This is a genomic window from Pseudomonas simiae, from assembly GCF_000934565.1.
Lineage (GTDB): Bacteria > Pseudomonadota > Gammaproteobacteria > Pseudomonadales > Pseudomonadaceae > Aquipseudomonas > Aquipseudomonas simiae.
In genome coordinates, this window is sequence record NZ_CP010896.1 from 2806130 (window position 1) to 2826036 (window position 19907).

At 51.6% G+C, this 19907-nt stretch carries 21 protein-coding genes and 2 pseudogenes; 11 read left to right on the forward strand and 12 right to left on the reverse strand.

Translation table 11 applies throughout. The features are described 5' to 3' along the window. Positions 1-200: 200 nt before the first annotated feature. On the reverse strand, positions 201-410 hold the full coding sequence (locus PF1751_RS12615) for a hypothetical protein (RefSeq protein ID WP_044287102.1): 210 nt from the start codon (positions 408-410) through the stop codon (positions 201-203). Positions 411-1072: 662 nt separating this feature from the next. On the opposite strand from PF1751_RS12615, the gene PF1751_RS12620 reads away from it, so the two are divergent. Then, positions 1073-1261, forward strand: a complete 189-nt coding sequence (locus PF1751_RS12620) for a hypothetical protein (protein ID WP_044287103.1) — start codon at positions 1073-1075, stop codon at positions 1259-1261. A 28-nt stretch (positions 1262-1289) separates the two neighbouring features. Here the strand turns inward: PF1751_RS12620 and PF1751_RS12625 are convergent, their stop codons facing one another. After that, positions 1290-1832 (reverse strand): 3'-5' exonuclease, encoded by a 543-nt coding sequence (locus tag PF1751_RS12625; RefSeq protein WP_080923201.1) that lies wholly within the window; start codon positions 1830-1832, stop codon positions 1290-1292. 139 nt (positions 1833-1971) lie between these two features. Between PF1751_RS12625 and PF1751_RS28365 the strand changes: the two genes are divergently transcribed. Further along, positions 1972-2571 (forward strand): histidine phosphatase family protein, encoded by a 600-nt coding sequence (locus tag PF1751_RS28365; RefSeq protein ID WP_080923202.1) that lies wholly within the window; start codon positions 1972-1974, stop codon positions 2569-2571. Between the two features lie 69 nt (positions 2572-2640). Next, positions 2641-2736 (forward strand): annotated as a pseudogene (locus PF1751_RS29725) (helix-turn-helix domain-containing protein); the annotation flags it as partial. Positions 2737-2981: 245 nt separating this feature from the next. Here PF1751_RS29725 and PF1751_RS29455 read toward each other — a convergent pair. Both PF1751_RS29455 and PF1751_RS12635 read right to left on the reverse strand, forming a co-directional pair. Beyond that, on the reverse strand, positions 2982-3197 hold the full coding sequence (locus PF1751_RS29455) for an ASCH domain-containing protein (protein WP_226994556.1): 216 nt from the start codon (positions 3195-3197) through the stop codon (positions 2982-2984). Between the two features lie 9 nt (positions 3198-3206). After that, positions 3207-3777: pseudogene (locus tag PF1751_RS12635) on the reverse strand (IS66 family transposase); the annotation flags it as partial. 213 nt (positions 3778-3990) lie between these two features. On the opposite strand from PF1751_RS12635, the gene PF1751_RS12640 reads away from it, so the two are divergent. After that, entirely contained in the window at positions 3991-4827 is an 837-nt protein-coding gene (locus tag PF1751_RS12640) for a hypothetical protein (RefSeq protein WP_044287105.1), read from the forward strand. Positions 4828-5038: 211 nt separating this feature from the next. Here the strand turns inward: PF1751_RS12640 and PF1751_RS12645 are convergent, their stop codons facing one another. Next, entirely contained in the window at positions 5039-5953 is a 915-nt protein-coding gene (locus PF1751_RS12645; RefSeq protein WP_044287106.1) for a hypothetical protein, read from the reverse strand. Then, complete coding sequence (locus tag PF1751_RS12650) at positions 5950-6768, reverse strand: phosphodiester glycosidase family protein (protein WP_052806509.1); 819 nt, start codon at positions 6766-6768, stop codon at positions 5950-5952. The genes PF1751_RS12645 and PF1751_RS12650 overlap by 4 nt, the downstream gene beginning before the upstream one ends. Before the next feature lie 410 nt (positions 6769-7178). Between PF1751_RS12650 and PF1751_RS28380 the strand changes: the two genes are divergently transcribed. Further along, positions 7179-7301, forward strand: coding sequence for an antitoxin Xre/MbcA/ParS toxin-binding domain-containing protein (locus tag PF1751_RS28380; protein ID WP_080923239.1), 123 nt, complete (start codon positions 7179-7181; stop codon positions 7299-7301). Positions 7302-7938: 637 nt separating this feature from the next. Here PF1751_RS28380 and PF1751_RS29460 read toward each other — a convergent pair. Next, a complete protein-coding gene (locus PF1751_RS29460) occupies positions 7939-8274 on the reverse strand; it encodes a 3'-5' exonuclease (protein ID WP_226994547.1) in 336 nt (111 codons plus the stop codon). Positions 8275-8407: 133 nt separating this feature from the next. Next, positions 8408-8716, reverse strand: coding sequence for a hypothetical protein (locus PF1751_RS12660; protein ID WP_044287108.1), 309 nt, complete (start codon positions 8714-8716; stop codon positions 8408-8410). Between the two features lie 325 nt (positions 8717-9041). On the opposite strand from PF1751_RS12660, the gene PF1751_RS28385 reads away from it, so the two are divergent. Then, a complete protein-coding gene (locus PF1751_RS28385) occupies positions 9042-9875 on the forward strand; it encodes a hypothetical protein (RefSeq protein ID WP_080923203.1) in 834 nt (277 codons plus the stop codon). A 75-nt stretch (positions 9876-9950) separates the two neighbouring features. On the opposite strand, the gene PF1751_RS12665 is transcribed toward PF1751_RS28385, so the two are convergent. After that, positions 9951-11315 carry an RNA-directed DNA polymerase gene (locus tag PF1751_RS12665; protein WP_044287109.1) on the reverse strand — a complete coding sequence of 455 codons (1365 nt, stop codon included), beginning with the start codon at positions 11313-11315 and terminating at the stop codon, positions 9951-9953. Beyond that, complete coding sequence (locus PF1751_RS12670) at positions 11312-11872, reverse strand: SLATT domain-containing protein (protein WP_044287110.1); 561 nt, start codon at positions 11870-11872, stop codon at positions 11312-11314. The genes PF1751_RS12665 and PF1751_RS12670 overlap by 4 nt, the downstream gene beginning before the upstream one ends. 471 nt (positions 11873-12343) lie before the next feature. Here PF1751_RS12670 and PF1751_RS12675 point away from each other — a divergent pair, with 471 nt between their 5' ends. From PF1751_RS12675 to PF1751_RS28045, 3 genes are all read left to right on the forward strand, one after another. Then, entirely contained in the window at positions 12344-13084 is a 741-nt protein-coding gene (locus PF1751_RS12675) for a hypothetical protein (protein ID WP_044287111.1), read from the forward strand. Between the two features lie 1305 nt (positions 13085-14389). Next, positions 14390-14671 carry a hypothetical protein gene (locus PF1751_RS12690; protein WP_193387813.1) on the forward strand — a complete coding sequence of 94 codons (282 nt, stop codon included), beginning with the start codon at positions 14390-14392 and terminating at the stop codon, positions 14669-14671. Positions 14672-14777: 106 nt separating this feature from the next. Further along, positions 14778-16088 carry a hypothetical protein gene (locus PF1751_RS28045; RefSeq protein ID WP_052806510.1) on the forward strand — a complete coding sequence of 437 codons (1311 nt, stop codon included), beginning with the start codon at positions 14778-14780 and terminating at the stop codon, positions 16086-16088. Positions 16089-16275: 187 nt separating this feature from the next. On the opposite strand, the gene PF1751_RS12700 is transcribed toward PF1751_RS28045, so the two are convergent. Continuing rightward, entirely contained in the window at positions 16276-16824 is a 549-nt protein-coding gene (locus tag PF1751_RS12700; RefSeq protein ID WP_144407258.1) for a hypothetical protein, read from the reverse strand. A 374-nt stretch (positions 16825-17198) separates the two neighbouring features. Here PF1751_RS12700 and PF1751_RS12705 point away from each other — a divergent pair, with 374 nt between their 5' ends. Both PF1751_RS12705 and PF1751_RS12710 read left to right on the forward strand, forming a co-directional pair. Next, on the forward strand, positions 17199-17390 hold the full coding sequence (locus PF1751_RS12705) for an MbcA/ParS/Xre antitoxin family protein (RefSeq protein ID WP_044287115.1): 192 nt from the start codon (positions 17199-17201) through the stop codon (positions 17388-17390). A 137-nt stretch (positions 17391-17527) separates the two neighbouring features. Beyond that, a complete protein-coding gene (locus PF1751_RS12710) occupies positions 17528-18574 on the forward strand; it encodes a DUF4062 domain-containing protein (RefSeq protein WP_080923204.1) in 1047 nt (348 codons plus the stop codon). 190 nt (positions 18575-18764) lie between these two features. On the opposite strand, the gene PF1751_RS12715 is transcribed toward PF1751_RS12710, so the two are convergent. Beyond that, positions 18765-19865 (reverse strand): hypothetical protein, encoded by a 1101-nt coding sequence (locus PF1751_RS12715; protein WP_044287116.1) that lies wholly within the window; start codon positions 19863-19865, stop codon positions 18765-18767. Positions 19866-19907: the final 42 nt, after the last annotated feature.

Sequence of the window (19907 nt, forward strand, 5' to 3'; positions counted from 1 at the left end):
GCCATCAAAAAAGTCGGCGGTATCTGGGTAGTGAATACCGGCTAGAGACACCTTTGGCACTCCTGCCTCTGGGTCGAAGTGGGATAGAAAATGCCACCCACCAGTAGTGCTTTCAGGGTAAGGGAAGTTGATGGCTGCTTATCCAGTTATGTAATGCTCAAACGAAACGCATTTGAGATCAAGATCGAAGAGCGTCTGACTCATGGGAGCTGTTTAAGCCGGGCTAAACCCTGTTTGATGTGCCCGGCGTTCTCACCAATCGCCCATAAAGCGCCGCGAACATTCTCCCCAACCTCAGCGTTCCCTTGGGCTTCGACATGGAGCGTTAACTCCAACAGAGCCGCCTCTAGGGCGAGCTGATTTTGGTACATCCTTTCCAGCACGTCTGATAACGAATATTCGCCTGCCATTTTTCTTTTCCTTTCCTTGGAATCATCCGGGATTATCTGCACTGGCACGACCTAGGGTTTCAACCGCTTCTCACGTAGTTTGTCAAACACATCGCATAAGCCTGATCGGTCGCCAAGTATGTATTGAAGCCCATAATGGGGCTTTTCGACATATCCCCGACAACTTCGATGGGGCGATCAAGGTCGGCTTCGGTATGCCTTAGGGGATATCAGGCGACTGATGTCGGCTTCTATCGAGCCGCTCTCCGCGAACTATCTGCGTCCATACGTCCTGGTCACCTGCCATTTTTTCGGGAGAGGCGAGCCGTGACGCAGGATAATTGGTAGCAGACAACTCGAAGCATTCGGCGATTCGGCCCCACATCCATTTCCAGCGAAATACATCGTCATTGGTAACATTGAATGCCTGGTTTGGCCGCAGCCGGCGGGTGGCCGTTTACAGATTTTGTTTTGCCAACTGCCGGGTACGCGTCATGTCGGTGAGGCTGTTCCACTACACCTTTGATCCGGGAAACACAAAACGGCGATTGGTTTGTTTGCAAATCGAGGCATAGACGGCGAGGGCGGTTGCCATGTACATCTCGGAAGCGGAGCATGTGTCAGCTGGCGTGACACGAAGAAGTCGGCTATCTATTTCTGACTCACACTGGCAGGAGGCCGACATGAGGTTGCAAAGCGATATCGATGCGCTAGCGGCGATTGAGGAAGACGCAAAGGCGATGCTAAAACGGATAGGGCTGCCCGACGATGCCCAGAAACTTGAGGTAGTCATTGCCCTTCGACAGATCGTCGACCTAGCCACCTACATGGGGTCTGCTGATCGCTTCATTGAGGCGCCGATTATTCGGTGAAATGGCAACTGCTCAACTGCGCAGATCATCAGTGAATGATTCGTTCTGTCTGCGGCGCCTGTGAAGGGCAGTCGCATCTTCGGGCCCAAGGCCCGGCTCGTTTATAGTCGAGCATTTCCTTCACGATCGAGGCCACATTTCTCGCATCGTCGATACCCCAATGATAAGTTCCTTGCCAAACTAGGCCTAACGACTCGACCGTTAGCTTCAAACTTTTCGGCTGATCATCGTATAGGCCTTTATGCCATTTTCTGACGTTGAAGTGCTGCAGACCGGAGAGCAGGGAAGGGCACTCAGCTAATCCAGCATCACGCTCTAGCTGCCTTGCATCGTAGTCACCCCAAGATGCCCAAGCAGCATTTGGATATCGGGCAATGAAAACTTTCAGTTCCTGGCCAACCTCCGCATAGGTGCGTGCACTGTCCACGTCCGCTTGTTGAATGGATGTAAGCGTTTTGCAGAAGTCGGTGAGGATGGGATTGATCTGAGGGCGAACGAAACGCTGGAACTCATCGACGATCTCAAGCGTTTCCAGATCGATCACCACCAAGCCGATTTCGATCGTTTCCATTTGATCCGGAACGACTGCGAGCGGCCTTGGTGATTCGTAAACGTCTGGGGAATACACCTGTCCCAAAATCCGGTCTTGGTGTGTTCACCGGCGATGAAAAGGTACAATCTATCTCTTATATTTCGCTGAGACGGATTTCATGCATTTATACATCGTGCGGCATGGTGAAACCTGGGCTAATGCCGAACATCGATACCTTGGATCTCTTGATCCAGAACTTACCGCGCTGGGCCGCCAGCAAGCTCAAACGCTTTGCGAGCAATTGCCCGCAAGCCTTGATGTACTTGTCGTTTCTCCACGCCTCAGGGCGGTACAAACCGCGAGTATTCTGAACGAACGCCTCAAGCTCTCGCCTGAAATAATGGACTGCTTCAAAGAGCGGGATGTCGGCGTTTTCGAGGGGTTGACCCAAGGCGATGCCAAGAAGCGCTATCCGCAACTCTGGTCGCAGAACATCACTCGACTTTGGGATGCTGGGCCGACCGATGGTGAGTCGATCTCTGACGTTGTGAAACGAGTACGAGACGGTTTAGCTGAGCTGGAATCGAAATATCCCTCCAAAACTGTTTTGCTTGTAGCACACGGCTTCGTTGCAAAAGTAGTCAGAGCACTGGCCATAGGAGACTTTTCAGATTTCTACGAATGGCAGCTTTCAAACGGTAACATGCTGTTTTTGCAAAGCTTCATTATACCCACACAAGATCTTGAAACTCTGAGGCGCTCTCTACCCATAGCGTGATGTGGGCTGCTGCCAGTTTTGCGGCAGCAACTCCGTAATCTCACTTGCCCGCTGCGTCGGTAGTGTGGCTTCTCTGACCAGTCTCACTTCTGTCGAACATTCGTGCGAACCGAAGGTGTGACTCCTAGGGCTTGGAAACAGAACAATCAATCGCCTGCGCTTTGATTTGATGAGCATCATAGAGGGGCTAGTTGTGTCTGCAGCTCTAACGCAAAGGAGGTGACGTATGTGAGTAAGCGTCTGCCCAACACATCTTGCTCAATGTTCAGCGTCTGTCTGGGAGTAGGAAATCTACCTCGTAGATACCCCGTGCCGCACGGAGGGTCACAGGGTGTGTGACTGGCCTTACGTCACTCAACTCCCATGCGAGCCAGCCATCCTCAAAATAGCTTGCACAGGCCGCTTGCATGTCAGCGAGGATGAGGGCGCACGGTTTTCACGCGCACAATTGCGACGGCAGTACCGTTATCGTCTTCGTCCCCATCGTTATGGAGAAAACGCCCATTTTCCACAATTAGGAGATCCTCGGAAGGATCTAAGTCTGGATGCCAACGACGGACTTCGAGGATTTTCTTGCCAGAAGCGATTCGGCCTCCACTGGGCCGTACAATTGATAACGCCTTTATGGTTCTCTCCTAAAAATTAGACGCTTGGAAAATAGTCGCTTCGATAGGATTCCACTTATGCGGCAGAAGCTCGGCGATCTCACTCGCCCGTTGCGTCGGCAGGCGTGTAAGGACATCCTTCAGGTATGCATACGGAGCATGCCCATTGAGCCGCGCAGACTGGATCAAACTCATGATCGCTGCGGCACGTTTACCACTGCGTAGCGAGCCTGCGAACAACCAATTCGAGCGGCCAAGAGCCCACGGCCGAATCTGATTCTCGCACCAATTGTTATCGATGGGCACAGCAACGTCATCGAGATAGCGCGTTAGCGCTATCCAGCGTTTGAGGCTGTAATCAAGGGCCTTTGGCAATGGCCGACCCCTCAGGCACAAGCTGCCTCTGGGCGATCATCCAAGCATGAAGTACGTCAATGATTGGGGATGCTTTTTCTCGCCGTATTCGCTGCCGGTCACCTGGTTCCAGTTCGCGAACTTCTCGCTCCACTTCGTACAAAGCGGCAATGTAGTGCAGCGCTTTTTCGGCGATCTGGCTTTTGTTGGTCGCGTGCAAGTCGAAGAACTTGCGGCGTGCAGCCGCAGCGTCGACAACTGATTAATGGGACAATCATATCGCTTTCGTCACAGGCAGTGTGGTTCGCATGGAGTCGGCCTACTCTGTCTCTCCAGTGCCAAAGGTGAAGACTGAGTCGTGTTCGAATCTTGCCATACGGAAGAAGAGAGGCACGACCCTCGCCACCCCTCTGTCCCGAAAAAAATAACATCGCATTTTCAAATTCTTAGGAGAATCAGGATGTCAGCTTCGGAAGACCTCGCTAAAGATAAGTTTTTCTCAATGTTGGAGAGCGCTAGCAAGGTTAAGTTTTTTCTTCTGATCACCAGCTTTCTGCTTCTTTTCGACTCAATCATGGTGCACTTCTCTGGCGCAGGTATTGTTGGGATACAGAAGGTGGAGCTCAAAACGGATTTCGCTCTAGGCATCAAGCTTTTGGTTGCGTTCGTTTGCTTTTCCGGTCTGCTATCGCTGGTATTCACGTTGCTGTATCCCCTAACAGTGTCGGTATACGAAGCAGCGGTCGATATTCTAAAAAATCTCGAAGCGACACTTGTACGCGCTCTAGTCTCTACAAGGCCTGAGCAGTCCCAAGTAAGATGGACTCGGCGTACTGACTGCGTGCGGCCCCGGGAAATCCGTGAGGAGGCCCATGAAACTCAAAGCGAATTTCTTATCGGGATCTACGACCGCTATCAACAGGAAAGAGCTTCGCAGAATGCCGAGCTGTATAGGATTCAGCTTTACGCTTTCAGTACCTTAGCTCTCGCTAGTCTAAATTTTTACTGGTCGGGAATCGGGGATGCGATTTCGATTGTCGGCTGGATTGAAGAGCAGTGGTCAAGCACTCCAGTATGGCTGGCTTTGAGCGTGTTCTTCGTGTTGATGGTGGCGCCACTTCATCGTAACCCGTCTGACAGTGAATGGATTTACTGTCCCGTTCTGCATCGCCGGCTGGAAAAGGAGTCAAAAGACGAATATGACAGGGCCCAAGCATTTAGCGAAGAGATGAGACGGGAAGCCCAGATACACCTAGCGATCCGTGAAGCTCAACAACCCCCAAAAGAACGTTCTTAGCTTCTTGGACGCGGCAAAGCAGTACCTTGCTGTTCTAGCTATCAGGTCAGGTTGGTTGCTTTCCCTTACGTTGGATTCTTGATCAACAACCGGTTCTAGCTAATGAGCCTGAATCTATTGGCGCATAAGGGACTTCTCGCGGGGCTACAGTCGTGATTGTTACCCCGCGTAAGTCGCCTACTTTTTCCGACCAGTATTTGCTTGACTTTTTCTACTCTGCGGTTTCGAAATCAAAGCTAGCTGTCGCCATAAAGCTATCCGCCTGTAACGTCTTCCAGCCAGGAATTTTCACGGAAATAGAGCAGTCTATTCCTTGGCTACCGACCTGTGCGCGCTGGTCGGACATTCTCCGCAAGTGATAGGCGCATCCGTGCATTTGAATACTTCCACTCTCTTTATGCAGCACGTAGTCCCCTGCCAGCCAGAGTCTTTCCTCGACTTTTTTATATGGAACAAACAGTTTTATCCGATAGGTATTACCGTCAGTTATGCCTTCGATTTTTCCAGAGGGCCATTTATAAGAAGGAAAACTGTAGGATCCGGAAATCTTCCCCTCACTCTGCCTAAGCCGCAGCTCTCCTGAGTCTGCGCCAAGTACCGTTTCCCAAGTGCCGGATAATACTACTCTTTTTGTGTCTGTAATATCAAAGTGCGGCTTAAGCTCAACGGGTTTAGGCAGTATTTTGATCGATAAAACATTCGATTTTTTTGTTAATTCACCTGTACGGTAAGTTGCGTAGATAGTAATTGGATCATCTGATGCTTTGATCGCCCGAATCTTTAAATTACTTATCGTCTTAGAGCCTTCAATGCTCTCTACATCTGAATGTTGCACCGGAATTACTTTCATGGCGTCGGAAGATGATGATATGGAAATTGTGCCCTGAGGTAGTTTTTGGATGCCGACTGGGTATATCTGTATTGTTAGATCGGTAGCGCCACCGAGATTTAGCGCGTGTTCGGTAGAATCTAGCATTACTTTGGCATCTGGATTCTGAAAAGATGCCCAAACATTTTTTAACTCATTGCCATTTGTAATGCACCAGCCGCTGAATAAAGCTATTCCGAATACACACAAAGCCATCGCTTTGTATTTTTTAGGGATCAAATCGAGAAATTCTTTCATTGCCGCTTTACACCGTTCGTAGCATCTAGGCGCACGGCGTTCGGAAAATAGGAGCGTCCTGAATCCCCGAATGAAAGGTTTTTTGACGGAATGTAGATCTGAGCACCCGCACCTCCATCCATCGCTAGTGCACGGTGTATCTTGAGTTCTCGCCGTTCCGCTTCATTTTTGAAGATTTTAGCGAAGTCTACTAATGTTGCCGCTTGGCCGAATGAATGGAATGTACCTACAACCAAGATGTCTCCATCTAGGGTGTAGCCGATAGCTACTCGATTAAACTCTGAGTCTCTAAGGTTCTTGTTTACATCGACCATTCCGCTGTTAATTATAATTGGTTTCGACTGTATTGCTTCCGACCACGCACCTGCTTGGGAGCGATTCTGTGCTGGGATTATTTTTATGTTGCCCTTCTTATCAGATACGAGGACACCGCCGTGATCCCAGTCAAGCATGCGTACAAGGCGTTTATTGTTAGCTCTGATTAAACCGATAGGCTTTTCATGCCCATCTGATCGATAGCCAAAGAAACCACCGCTTGCGATCAAGATCGTATTCTTCACTGCGAGCGGGCTATAAGTCTGTTTTGCAGTCCCTTTTTTTTGAATTTCATGAACCGATAGAATCGCAGTTTTCGCAGGGATGTAGACTGATATCGTCTGATACTCACCGCAAGTGCGAGTGATAGCTTCGCTACCTGCTACAATTTCGTAAGTCGTATCGATGCATTCATTTGAATTGAGCTCTTCGGCACTTAATGATTCGAGTGAGAGAGTGGTAAGCGAAAGGGCGAATGCTGCTAATAAAGTCCGTTTCATAAACTGTTCTTATACTAAATGTTGTTAAGTTTTCTGATCAATGTATCCTGCCAGGAGTGTAGCCACCAAGGTCGAAGCAGAGTTCAAAGGGCGGGGGATTGTAAATCAAAATAATCATGGCGTCTTGCCATTAAATTGTTTTGGAGTGGGTAGATCCTGCATTCGCCGAGGAGCACCAAGTAGACTTCGCGGGTGGTGAGATAGGGGATCATTCCGCGTTCTACTCATCATTTGCCCATAGCTAAGCTGTGAGACGACGCAAATGGAGAGACCGCTCCTTCGGGCCAATTGCCCTGGCTCACGTAATCAGCCGAGCATACGTTGATCCGTAGGTCGGAACAGGAAGGTTCAACGCCGTAAAAAGCGACCGTCTGGTGGCGTTGTTAGCAGTCTTCGAGCGCGCCGTTGTCATGTTTGAAGACGATTGTTTAGCAGCAGTTGAATGGATGAGCTCGCCGGCGAGAGGGCTCGGCTCGAAGCGTCCACTCAAGATGCTGCGGATGCGGGTGGCAACGCAAGCTGTATTGGATTGAATCGGGCAACTGGAGGAAGGCGTTCTGGTTTGAGGTCATCAGGCGAACTGTTGCCGTCCTAAGTGAAATTTATCCCATGCTTCGCTGCCCAAATCCCTTATCTATAGTGTTAGTAAAAACCTGAAGACCACTGGTATTTGCGCGCCACGTTCGCCGCTATGCAGGGGTAGAGGCGAAACTAAAAGCCCCGCTGCCGCGAACCTCTGGGATTTGTTTTCGTAGTGGTCGAGACATGGATTGCAATGCTGGGACTTTCTTAAAACTTGCGTGGCTATCAGACCTACCGTTGCCTCCGGCTCTTCGCAGCTGAGATGTTTAAAAACATCGCTCCTTCGGGCAAAGCCCGGCTCACTGCTTCAGGCGAGCATCTCCATTACGATCACAGCGACACTTCGAGCATCGTCTATCCCTCGATGATAGGTACTCTACCAAACCAAGCCCAGCGACTCTAACGTTTGCTTTAGTGATTTCGGTCGATTGTCATACAAGCCTGCATGCCATTTCCTGGCATTGAAATGGGGCAGGCCTTCGAGTAGGGAAGGGCAGGCAGCAATCCCTGCGTCTCGCTCAAGCTGCCTTGCATCATAGTCACCCCAAGATGCCCAAGCAGCGTTTGGATATCGCGCAATAAAGGTTCCTAGCTCCTGGCTAACATCCTCATAGGTTCCTGCACTCCCACGTCCGCTTGTTGAATGGATGTCAGCTGCTTGCAGAAGTCGGTGAGGAAGGGATTGATCCGAGGGCGGACGAACCGCTGAAACTCGTCGACGACCTTAAGCGTTTCCAGATCAATTACCACCAGGCCGATTTCGATCGTTTCCATCTGATCAGGGACGACCGGGAGCGGCCTCGGGGATTCCGAATCGCCAACGTCATCACAGGTTGCCTCGAGGTCTACGCAATATAGATAGCGGTATGGCGCGAGGATGTTTTGGATGGCTTGAAGGTGAAGGAGCTTTGCTTCGATGCTCATGGATAGGAAACCTTGTTCGTAGGTTGTTGAGATTAATCGCACCACCTTGGTCGATGACCACAACGAATCGCCTATAGCCCGGAACACTGCATAGCCACAATCATCAGGGAGGTGATTATCGATCTCTTACAGCTCACTCGTTCAATTCGATGTCCCAAGTGCCTCCACCTCTTGAGCCGTTTTCAAACTCGTTCCATGTGCCATCCAGCAAATTCCCTTCGGGTCGACTGAGGTAGGCTTCTCCGACAAAACCTTCGATCTGGGGAAAGTAATGCAGATGGTATTGCTCGCCCTCTAGCTCCCCCCGATACGTTGAGGGACGGCCCTTTCGCAGGTATTCGACCACGATTTCTTTATCCCGAATGATCACCACGCAAGGCTCTTCTTCACACCCTGCGAGGCCATCGTAGTAAGTCGTCATCACTGAATTTGCATAACGCATTGTGCGGATCTCCCTTGTTTAATTCATGCCCTAGGACGGTAGCCTAACTGAGCATTTGCCGCATCATCATAAGGGCCTGGTGCATTCACGTCTGCTTGCTGAATGGGTGTCAGCTGCTTACAAAAGTCGCTGAGTTCGGGATTGATTAGAGGGCGGACGAACGCTGTAATTCATCGACGATCTCAAGCGTTTCCAAATCGATCACCACCGAGCCAATTTCGATCGTTCTCATCTGATCTAGCGAATTTAAGCGTCCTTACGCAGAGGCTTAAGACTTCTTCGCCGGAGACGATAAAGCTTCACCATCTTTATCTTGAGCAGATTTATGTCTATTCGTTGGCAGTGTCGATTGTTATGGGAAGAAGTGCGTGACGGCGTCATCTGTTTCGCTCGTTTTTTCGGAAACCTCGTATCGAAACCAGGCGCTCTAGGCTTGCTCTCGCTTGTTGCAGCAGCTGGATCTACGGTTGCAGCTTTCTACACCTGGGATGCTGCGCTGACGGCAAACAAAGTGTCCTCGGCATCGCAAGCATTCGCCCAGAAGGTCTATAACGATCAGATAGCCTTGGGCCATCCCTCGGTTTCAGTTTTGTCGGGAGAGACGGCTGTTGCTGAGGTAAGGCAAATTTCATATCTACAGACTGAAGAAAAGAGATATGCAGCTACCGTCGTTCTGAGAAACTCAGGCCAGCGTGACTCACCAAGAGCTTGGGTTGTTCTCTCCTCTGACTCCTTTATGACTGATCTCAGTGATGCCGTGCTGGTAACCCTCCCTAAAGAAATCGACATTTCGGTTCGATTTAATCTTCGATTTTCCCCGAGGACGGGTTCGGAAGAGAGCTCGTGGTATGTCGCTATCGTTTACGAAGACGAGGTGCCACTCCAGACCGATGATCCTAACGGTGCGCCATCATCCCAGAAGCCGCTGCGAGTGATCTGTTCCCGGCCAGCCGTTTTCAAAATGTCATCGTGGCCGAAAGATCTCACTCAGGATCTGTCGGTCAGAATGCTTTCTTCGGGCTCGCCTGTAGCTTCAGATCAGGCAGTAGACGAAAAAGCTGGTGTGCACTTGTCAGCATCGCGCATAGACGTAGTTAAACATCGGGTGTCGGAGAAAGCTCACGAAGCGGGCGCTTGCATGGATACAGCTGGCACCTAACATTCAACAGGGCTATCAAACCATCAGCAACGTGTTTGCCTAATTGCTCATGAGATGGATGATTGCATTGGGGGGTCAGGAGGTTTGAGCGATATCCTCTTCAAGCTCCCGAACAGCCTTGGTGACTTTGATCTCAAAGAGCCGCTCAGCGCGGGCATCAGGCATTCCCCACGCTTCATTGCCGATCCAAATCGCCAGCAGCGACCTTTTCTGGTCGAGGTCGAGATTATCCAGATTTGGGATGTAGGAGTGACTCTCGGGTTTGCCTCGCTTCAGCTCATAGAAGGTCTTGATGAGTGACTTCGTTTGGATCTTTCCTTCCAGGGAGAAGCGCTGGGTGAGCTTGCGGATGGTGTGATTGACAGATCGCAGTTGTGTCGTCGAGGTGATCTGAGAGAAGTAAGAGGCCCAGCCTCGTCGTTTGCCGTCAAAAAAGCAGCCAGTGATCCGCAGGTTGACTTTCCATTCACAGTAGGCCCTGGCGCGCTGCCGGTCTTTGTTAGTTTGCGGGCCCGTTACCCTGTGCCGGTAGGCGGTGAAGATCTTCGCGAGTGAAGATTCGAACCGGTGGATGCTCTCACGGCGAATCATGATTTGGTCGCCATCGACCTGGTATCCCAGAAAGCTGAAAGGTTCAGTGAGATCCGCCACCTTAGACTTAGAGTCAGGGCCGAAGTCATGGGGAGAAAGTCCGAGGTCTTTCAAGGCCGTGATGAGCTCATCGGCCACGCGTTTGGCCTTGCCCTTCGGCGCCAAAATCAGGATGTCGTCGACATAGCGCTTGTACCAGATGCTCCGACGGGCCTTGAACGTTGCATCGATGTCCTGCAGCGCGATCTCAGCCAGCAGGTTGGATATCGCCAAGCCCTGAGGTACGCCGAGCGTTGGGTCGGGCGTGTCCTTTCGGCCCTTGGATTCGGGCACGGTTGGCGTGGTGATCGCAGATTCGATCAGGTGCCTGAATTGTGGCTTGCGCACCTTCTTCCAGATCGTCGACCTGATCAGGGAGTGCGGGATCGATGGGTAGAAATTCTTCAGATCGATCTTCGCATATTCTGCGTATTTGCCCGACTCCAGCCCGGCCCTCAGGTCATCGATGACCTCCTGAGGCAGCGATAGCTTTGCTGCGGGGAACACCTCCGCGAGGCTATCGCACAACGCTCGCAACACGATCCTGTCTCTGGCCGTTGGAATCGAGATCTGTCGAGGGTTGGAAGTGGCGCCCTTGAGGATCAACTTCTCTTTGTACGCGGTGAATCGGTAGGTGCCCTCATGAGCCTTCTGAATGATGAGGTCGAGCTCCTCGCTCAGGTTATCGTCCAGCTTCGCGGGCCGCGTACGATCAAGCCCTATGGCGCCCGACATCTTGATCTTGTCGGTGTAGATCCGGAGCAGCGGCTTTCGGGAAAAATGCTTGTTGAAACTACGCGCAGCGCTCATTTGCTTACCCAGGCGTACAGGCCCACGATCAGCGGCAAGGCGTAGAGCGCCGTGGTGACGATCAGGCGAATACCGAGCCAGCAGATGGCATACGTTTTTTCATATTTGGTTGGTAGGCGACTGTTGAGGTTGCTGGCGAAAACCCGAGCGACACGGTCATCGATCTCACGGTGATTTTCGCATTCCGCGAGAAGGTCGCCGTACTTGCTTATCTGGGTCGGCGTCGGTGGGATCTTCGCAGCTTCCTCAGCAACCAATACGTTGTAGAGGTTCTGCAGCTGCAGGTAATTGTTGCGCATCGCCATGGCCCGACCTCGGAAGTCGCGGTTGGTCACAGCGAGGGACACACCGAGCAATGCAACAGAAAGCACGGCAGCCATGACATCAGTGTCAGGGCCAATGATGTGAGAGTAGCGGATGGTCAGCACGCCAAGGGTCGTACTGAGTATGGCATACCAGACAAGGAGCATCTGAGAATGAAAGTCTAACCACTCCAGGCGTTTATGTGCCTGGATGCGCGACTTGTAGGTAAACCAGACCTTATCCTTCACCCGCATCTCTCCTCAGCAATAGGGGGAAGAAGGCAGGAGGATTTGAGTACATTTGAACATCCCCTAGAGGATCAGTGAGCGTGCGCTCAACGGTCGAAACCGTTCATTATCAGAACCACCCTCGCGCGAGCGAGAGGAAGAACCTGCCTCTTCCGGGGGTGATTCTACAGTGCCATTATTCGCGCTGGAAGGGAGGGCGTTTCCGGGGCCGGTTTATGTCCAGCAATCGCGCGCAAGTGGAGTGTTAGTCGTTCCAGAGATCAGCAACGGTCGATTTGGCGAGTTGGAGCTGGGCTGCTGTCTGGCGTTGCGTGAGCCCAGCTGCCTTGCAGGACTGGACGGCTTGTTGCCGCTTCAGCCGATCCGGCATTCCAGTTGTGGTGGGTGTCTCAGGCCAGCAATGACCGTTCTGCGCTGGTGTATGAAGGTGGTCTACAGTGAGTTGGATTTCGACAATTTCGGCCACGAGACCCTGATATGAATCGCACCGCCCGGCGTCGCTATGAAAAAGAGTTTCCAAAGATCTTGCGCAAGGATGGGGACAATTGTGGTGTGTGTCGCGCACCGCTGACCCACAACGCTCAGACCTTCGGCGGCCTACTGCCTAATGGTGAGGTTGTGCTGACGTCGAACTGCTGTGTCCGCAAACTCGAAACGGTCATGGGGTCTGGGGTTTATATCAACCAGAACACGGACGCCATCGTGAGCGTGCTGGAGCAAGCGCCGGGCGGGCAGATGCCTGCCCCAGATGTTTTCGCCGCTGTTGATCGCATGCGCTCAGGTGTTGATGCCATCGATGCCATGACGAAAGACGTGATGCGCAAAGGTGGCGTAGTCACCAAGCCTACGGCCATTTCACTCACTGACACCCCCTGGAAATCTGACGACGCTGCTTGGTTCGAGCGAAACAAAGATCGTACTCATCGCATGCGGCCCATGCATCCTGGGGAGCGTGAGCAGCTTCCGCCCAACCTCAAGCAGTTCCAAATGCCTGAAGGGCATCGCTTCGAGATCCTTGTGCGTCAGATCGTTAAAGGTCAGCGCATTCGCTCACTGTTCTGTCGAAACATCGAGATCGACATCCCAGATAGTGACGAGCTTATCCACGCAATCTTCGACATGGTGGCTGCTGGAGAAGGGGATGGCGTTATTCGCCCCGAGCGTATCGAGGCTATTGCTGAGGAGTACCGTCGTTCTGCAGCGGCCCTCAAGCACTGAGTCAGGCAGCTCTGCTAGCTCTGGATACAAGCCTTTCAACCTCTGGCGTGGTCGGTGCCACCCTGCGCCTGTGGGAGGTTGATCAGATGGGGAAAGCAGGCTGCTCCCTAACTGCGGTGTCAGAGTGCCGCTGTGTACGTGTTGATATGGGTGCTGTTGCAGTTGGTTTGGAGGCTCCAGCAGCATGCGTAGCTGCGCGCTTTCTCACGGCCACCACTGTAGAAGACGATCACGGGCTCTCCCTCATGGACGCCACGCTGTGTCAGCCGCGCTCTAGCTGTGAAGGGGACGCCTCCGAGGGTAATGTACTGGCGCCCAGGTGCAAGCATGATCCGGTTGAACGCCCGGGTGAACGAGAGGTTGTTCTGCGCTGCTCCGGCATGAGGGCCAAGGTTGGGTTTGACGACCATCGGCGATGTCCTGTGGGATTGGGCGGATGCCAAGCTCAGGGCATTTCGATGCGGTTCAGCAGGAAGAAATGGCGCTTTCGCTCAGCGACTGAAGCGATAAAACCGGAGTGGATTGTCAGAAATTTGTGATGGGCATCACACGATATGGCCATATCCGAAAAAAAGTACCACCCCCCCTCTTGAAAAACTTCAAGCGAGACGGAGTTCTTCTATTTGATAACAAAGCAAAAGCAGCGACCCCACCGACGCTGTTTTACTGAAGCCGGGCACGGGTTCTGAAAGGTGTTGCCACTTGCCTTGAACGCTTTCGCTGCTTCGATTCTGGCGTTTGCCACGGTGCTGAAGCTCACATGGAATCAGCCCCGGCAGGGGCTATGGGGAGTCGCTCCTTAAGGCCGACAGGCCGAATTGCTTTTCCTTTTGGAATCAAAAAACAAGGTAACGCGGTTACTTGAGTACGGTGTAGTCCGTCCGGGGCATTCCTGTTTCGGACAACACTGAGCCGTTGTGGCCGCTGGGCCAATCACTTCGCCTTTCCTCGCACCTCCCTCTGCGCGACCACAGGGAGCTCCAGCGCCTCCTCAAGTGCATCGAGTGCGTCCGCTAAGCGGGCATCCTCTCGTGCATCGCCCGTGTCTGGACGGAATGTCTGGCAGTGACGAAGTAGGGCGTCTCGATCATTGTGATTGAGATCAAGTTGTACGAGCATTCTGTGGGCATCCTATGAGAGCGGTCAGGGGCAACTGGCTCATCCCACCCATTGCAGGGGTGGCGCTGAGATTCGGTTTGGCCGAAAATTTGGCTCGAATGGAGTCTGTGGTAGCCGCGATTTGATTAGGCTGAACTTGAAAATGAGTTCTGGCAACTAGCCGCCCGATCATACCGTGAGCAATTGGTGGAAATTCTCGCGGCAGCGCTTGCTGCCTATGCGCGGCCTCCGGGCCATGATGACCTGACCCGGATGAACATGTCCGGTGTAGGGCGTGAGGCTTTTGCAGCGTTGCGAGCCTGTCTCGGAGGTGAGTGGCGTAACAGTGATCCAGCGGCGGAAATTCTCTGGCTACGAAACCACAAGCGCGAGTACCTCCACCATGTCCTGTTGCGGCGTCTCGCGATGGATGAGCTAGCCAGTGAACAGATGAGAGATTCGCTGTTTTCGATTGATGTGGGCGCGTAAGCATATTTGGTGGATAACCAAGGTGTCAGTGTTGCCAAGCATCTCCTGTTTGAACATGGATCATACTAAGCGGCATTGTAGCTGCGTTGAATAGGATTGTTCTGTTTTGAGAATAACCATTGATGGCCTCACTTTTAGCCCCTATGACACAAAGCTTGTAAGAAGCTGCTCCGAGTGCAAAAGTGAATATAGCATACGTTACTATTTTGAGCAGAGTGAGCACCATTTCTATTGGCCGATAAACTATAAGAATGGTTGTGAGCGAAAATGCCTAGAGTGCTGGCTGGGCGTTTCTGAGTACGTGAAGTCGGTTTACAAGAAGGAAAGGCCTTCAGAGATAGAGGTTTCTATCTCTGAAGGCCATGGCCATTGGTTTGATCACACGATCTACAGCGAGATAGATCAGGGCAACCTGTCGGCTGCTTACAGTGAGTATTTTCATCAAGGGTGCCACCTGGCAATCCTTCCGCTGTCTCGTTTGATCGCTGATCGTTCAATATTCTTGCCTCGTGGGGTGATGATATACCCAGTTGGAAGGCTGGATTTGAAACGCCTCAAACTTGAAAAACGGCAGCTGGATAGAGTGGCGTCCTATCAGATTTCTGCTTCCGGTGTGCGGCTTGGTCACCTAGATAACTACCCCCTTCTTGTGATCCCTTTGAAGTTCTCTTGGCAGCAGCTCAGGCTGGGCGATCATGGTGCTCACATGGATATGATCGTCAAAGTGTCCGAGATTGTTGATAGCTTGTGTTATGACTTCATTAATTACCTCGGTTGTAGGCTTGAGCACCTAGCGTCTGAGACTAAGCCGGCATTGCCAGGGCAGTTAGCGTCCAGGTTGATGATGTCTGCGACAGTGCTTGTGAAGTCTGACGCGATGGACTCTGTATTATTAGCCGGAGCCGCGTTCAGTCAAATCAACACAAAAGGGTTGGGGCTGGACTTGCGGCAGCCTGAATGGGATCAGTTTCCGAAGGATGGCGAGGTTGGTAAAGTTGTGATGCATGCGCTGTCATTATATTCTCAAATGCTTCAATCCCAGTCTGCCACCTCAAAATTTGTTCAAGCGTTAAGTCTGATAGAGTTTTTAGCTTTTCCGGATGACTTTAAGTCATACAAGAAAGTGAAAACGGTGGTGTCCAGGTATATGGTTGAGGGCCTTGCAGAGCGTAAGCGGATATTGGATAGATTCGAGTGTCTGACGGGTAAGAAAGATGAGGCGACCGGTGAGGAAATAGGCTTTAGAACAAGGATCGTGCATATGGGAGCGCGGCTTGAGCAATTGGTCAAGACTCGGGGTGAGCGCCAAGAATTGTTTGCTGAGCTTGATGGCTACATCAGGACGATGATTGATCACATGATCGAACACTCACACCTATCGAGCGCTGATTATGAGGTAGTCAAAAGCAATATGTAGTGCTGTTAGAGCCTGAGTGGCATGCCGTCTCCTTTTGGTCAGGGCGCGTGGCCGAAATGTTATGCCGTGCCCCCGACTGCTTCAGTTCGATCCATTGGTAATAGTCGTCTCGCGCAGTTGCTCAGGTCAGCCTGGCGAGGAAAAAAGACCCGGATCCAGAGTCCAGGTCTTTCTATCACGTGGAGACTTATGTTAAACGGGGGCGGTTATACGAAGGCTCAGGACTCAAGAAGTGCGGCACCTCTGAAAGCATGAGGTCGCACTCAACCAATGCTGGCCCATGCCAGAAAAGCGTCCAGCGGTTGTAGTCTTCCTCTGTCTCGATCACGTAAAGGGTTTCCTTCCTGGATTCCCTGAAAGCACGGATAAACCAAGCGGGTTTAACCTTGGATGGCACCCGAAGCTCGTACCCATCGTCCGACCATCCCACCCAGTGGCTAAACCAGCTGCGCTCAAAGTAATCGTGCATCTGAACGAAGTAGTACGACCGGCTATCGTCAGCCTGTGCTGCTGCGCAGAGGTCTCTTCCGTGGTCACGCCACGATTTGAAAGCTTGCTGGAATGATTCCAGGCAAGTCTCCCATGACTCGAAACCATAGCGTCGTGCGACGATGGCCAGACATGCTCTATGTCGCAGAGTTTTTTGACTTTGACGCTTTAGAACCTTGGCTTCGCGTTTGATTTTCTGCAGAAGCTCAGGGGTGAGAGACTGTGTGAAAACAAGAGAGTTAGACATGACTATCCCCATAAATCCAATTCGGAGCACTGGCCCGCTCAGGCCCTAAATTTTTGGGAACTCGTCAGATTTTTGCTTACAGTGTTCTCACTTGGCCAGCGGGCGGCTCAGGCACCTGTAGTCGTACCTGTGGCCGAAATGGTGCGGCAACTCACTCGAAGCTGTCAAGGCACTGGGTAGTCCCAGACCCTTCAGTATCGTGCACTGTGATTTTCGTATCCGGGCGCGGCTCGCGAACGTTGAGATTAGGTCGCGAAGGTAAACGTTTACTTATACTAGGGGCTGTGCTGATGATGCGCTTTTAGCGCGCCTGCCGGGATTGCTGGGCCGGTCGGGACAATACGCCGGGCGAAATGACCAGAACGGGGTAGCGAATGCAAGATGTAGGCGTGGTGTGGCAGAAGGCCGAGCAGGTGTTTGGTGACAAAGCCAAAGCGGCGGTGTGGCTGTCAACACCCAGGCATATGTTTGGGGGGCTGACAGCAATCGACTTTGTGAAAAACGAGGGATGCTCAGAGCTCGTGATTGAGGTGCTGACCCAGATCGAGCACGGACACGCCTGCTGAAATCACTGCCAATGGTGAGGAAAAAACAGGCCGACTCGGCGAAGAGAGCGTTCATTTTGCTGGGTCGGGTACTTGGCATTCACCCCTGTTAGAACATACAGTGGTTCCGCCAAAGTCGTCAGCTCTGAGGGATCACAATGAAGGTGTTTGTTAGCTCCGTCGTCAGTGGGTTCGAGCAGTACCGAGCAGCAGCTAGGAAAGCCATCACCTTACTGGGGCACACGCCGGTCATGTGCGAAGACTTCGGAGCGCGCCCGTGCTCCTCACAGCATGCGTGCATGACCGAGGTCGACCAGGCTGATGTCGTCGTGCTGATCCTGGGCGCGAATTTTGGCTATCAGACGAAAACAGGGGAGTCTGTGACCCAGCAAGAGTTTCGGCGTGCAAAGGCTGCAGGCAAACCGATCCTGGCTTTCCTCGAAACCGTGGAGATGGAAGAGCGTCAGAAGGCATTCTCCTGGGAAGTATCGGACTACCTTGATGGCCTGTTCCGGGTGACCTTCTCCGATCAGTACCAGCTCTCGGACGCCATTGTTCAGGGCTTGAATCAGATGACCTTGAACCGTAAGGCCATCTCTGAGCAAGAGTTCATGCAGCGCTTACAGCAGAGAAATGGCAATGGTCGGTGGGGTGGTTATGATCACGAGGCCCGTCTGGAGGTAGCCTTCCTCCCGCAGCCCGAAATTGCTGGCACGTTGCGCTCCGCGCATGCCCAGCACGAGGCGTTCTTCTTGAAGGTCTGCCAGGCCGGTCTGGGTTCGCTCAAAGGCGGCTACAAAGACTTCGACACTGCCGAGCAGACGGGGATCGATACCCCTGAGGTTAAGTGGCGGCATCATGGAAGCGGGCTCTGCTCGGTCTCTATTTCCCTGGCCAATGCGTCGACCTCGCGAAACGTCATGGACTCCTTCTACCTGTCGCCCTCCTTGGTCAGAAAAGGGGCCGAGGCTGCGTTCAGCTTGCTGAGCGAAGGGAAGGGGGGGTGGTTTCAAATTGGCCTGTATGGCGTTGATCACAAGCTCTTTGCAGAGCCTCCAGCAACTGCGACCAACAGCATTTCGATGCCGCACCGCTCTCAGCAGAATCTGGAGGAGCGGAATCTGATGATCCCAGCCACACCGGGGGCGTACCGCCATTGGTTGGACGAAGTGATGTTCCGCTTTGAGCGCAGAATGTCGATGTGAAGGCTTAATTGGGAGGTGGCGTTGAAAGCAGGCTGAGCAGTTTCTATCGCATTTTGCACGCTGATCTAGAGGTGCCGTTGCTATGCGGTGTGTGAAAAGTGTTTAGAGAAGGTCAGGCAATGCGAAAACAGTCGAGAAAGCGGAGTTTACGGATTGGAAATTAGCATTCCGAGACTGTTTCAGCGCAATATCACCGAGTATCAAGGCTTTTCGCACCGAGCCTAGCACAATCAGCCATGCTCAATATTAATTTACTTAAATTATATATAGGGGACGACTCGTGGTACAAAAGCCAAGCAAGCGGGTTTTCACCAAGGACATAACTAATTCCCTCCGACTCGAACAGCCCGGGGCGGGAGGAATTCAAATAAGGCATCCAAAAAACCTGATCATCACAGCTCACTCCGTTTACCGAAAATTCGACCTTAACCATAACAACATCAGAACGAGGACGTTCAATGTCGTCATTCACCAGGCACTCATACTCATCTAAGGGAGATAGTCGAACCATATTTTCATATGAAACCCCTCTTACAGATCGGCAAAAGTGCTTAAAGCAAGCATCCACGTAAGAAAAAAGGGTCGCGGAATTCAGCTCCTCAAATTCAAAGTGAGGATAATGATGGAACTCGTACTCTGCACTATGAATTTTCCTCATGAAGGTCTCAATCACGCCGTAGCTGGCAATCGCTAAAAACTCGTCTTCACCTTTGTTATTTTTCGCATCATAAAACATGATCTGGACTTTTTCTCTCACATCTTGGATGCCAATATTTTCAATAGGTATTCTAATTTTGAAGTTATTATGACTGACTGCATTTCTCAAACGAGTCGCGACCTTCATGACGTCCAGGGTGTCGTAATCCTTATACCTAATATCGATATTATCAATACCCCAAGCTTGCTTTGTCTCTAGGTCAAATTTTCTTGGCAACCTCCTAGCTGCCACATCCTTGCCCAGACCCAAGTTGACCCAAAGATTCGCAGCAATTGCCCCTAGGCCCATCGGATATTTTAAATTTCGACTCGCTTGCTTTTCATTAGGATTATAATTGCTTCCGGTGAATTCGGCAGGTATATCATCTATTGTATTAATTAAGCCCAATTCTTGCAAAAAAGACAAATAAAACTGTTTTACTGACATCTCCCTCGCTGTTCTATCAAAGATCACCCGCTGAAATGCCTCAAGAAACTGCATGGTTCCGTAATAACTAGTCAACAGATCCAGCGCCTCTTTTTCAGCGGACAGCTCTTCAGCATCAAAGATCTTCCTTAAATCGCCTCTCTTCAAAAGTCAACTCCAGTATGGTTGCTTCAACCTATTGGGATGCAT

Excerpts from the sequence above, each read along its gene's own strand:
- PF1751_RS12615 (WP_044287102.1), bottom strand. The coding sequence starts at position 410 with ATGGCAGGCGAATATTCGTTATCAGACGTGCTGGAAAGGATGTACCAA.
- PF1751_RS12620 (WP_044287103.1), top strand. The coding sequence starts at position 1,073 with ATGAGGTTGCAAAGCGATATCGATGCGCTAGCGGCGATTGAGGAAGAC.
- PF1751_RS12625 (WP_080923201.1), bottom strand. The coding sequence starts at position 1,832 with ATGGAAACGATCGAAATCGGCTTGGTGGTGATCGATCTGGAAACGCTT.
- PF1751_RS28365 (WP_080923202.1), top strand. The coding sequence starts at position 1,972 with ATGCATTTATACATCGTGCGGCATGGTGAAACCTGGGCTAATGCCGAA.
- PF1751_RS12640 (WP_044287105.1), top strand. The coding sequence starts at position 3,991 with ATGTCAGCTTCGGAAGACCTCGCTAAAGATAAGTTTTTCTCAATGTTG.
- PF1751_RS12645 (WP_044287106.1), bottom strand. The coding sequence starts at position 5,953 with ATGAAAGAATTTCTCGATTTGATCCCTAAAAAATACAAAGCGATGGCT.
- PF1751_RS12650 (WP_052806509.1), bottom strand. The coding sequence starts at position 6,768 with ATGAAACGGACTTTATTAGCAGCATTCGCCCTTTCGCTTACCACTCTC.
- PF1751_RS28380 (WP_080923239.1), top strand. The coding sequence starts at position 7,179 with ATGTTTGAAGACGATTGTTTAGCAGCAGTTGAATGGATGAGCTCGCCG.
- PF1751_RS29460 (WP_226994547.1), bottom strand. The coding sequence starts at position 8,274 with ATGAGCATCGAAGCAAAGCTCCTTCACCTTCAAGCCATCCAAAACATC.
- PF1751_RS12660 (WP_044287108.1), bottom strand. The coding sequence starts at position 8,716 with ATGCGTTATGCAAATTCAGTGATGACGACTTACTACGATGGCCTCGCA.
- PF1751_RS28385 (WP_080923203.1), top strand. The coding sequence starts at position 9,042 with ATGTCTATTCGTTGGCAGTGTCGATTGTTATGGGAAGAAGTGCGTGAC.
- PF1751_RS12665 (WP_044287109.1), bottom strand. The coding sequence starts at position 11,315 with ATGAGCGCTGCGCGTAGTTTCAACAAGCATTTTTCCCGAAAGCCGCTG.
- PF1751_RS12670 (WP_044287110.1), bottom strand. The coding sequence starts at position 11,872 with ATGCGGGTGAAGGATAAGGTCTGGTTTACCTACAAGTCGCGCATCCAG.
- PF1751_RS12675 (WP_044287111.1), top strand. The coding sequence starts at position 12,344 with ATGAATCGCACCGCCCGGCGTCGCTATGAAAAAGAGTTTCCAAAGATC.
- PF1751_RS12700 (WP_144407258.1), bottom strand. The coding sequence starts at position 16,824 with ATGTCTAACTCTCTTGTTTTCACACAGTCTCTCACCCCTGAGCTTCTG.
- PF1751_RS12705 (WP_044287115.1), top strand. The coding sequence starts at position 17,199 with ATGCAAGATGTAGGCGTGGTGTGGCAGAAGGCCGAGCAGGTGTTTGGT.
- PF1751_RS12710 (WP_080923204.1), top strand. The coding sequence starts at position 17,528 with ATGAAGGTGTTTGTTAGCTCCGTCGTCAGTGGGTTCGAGCAGTACCGA.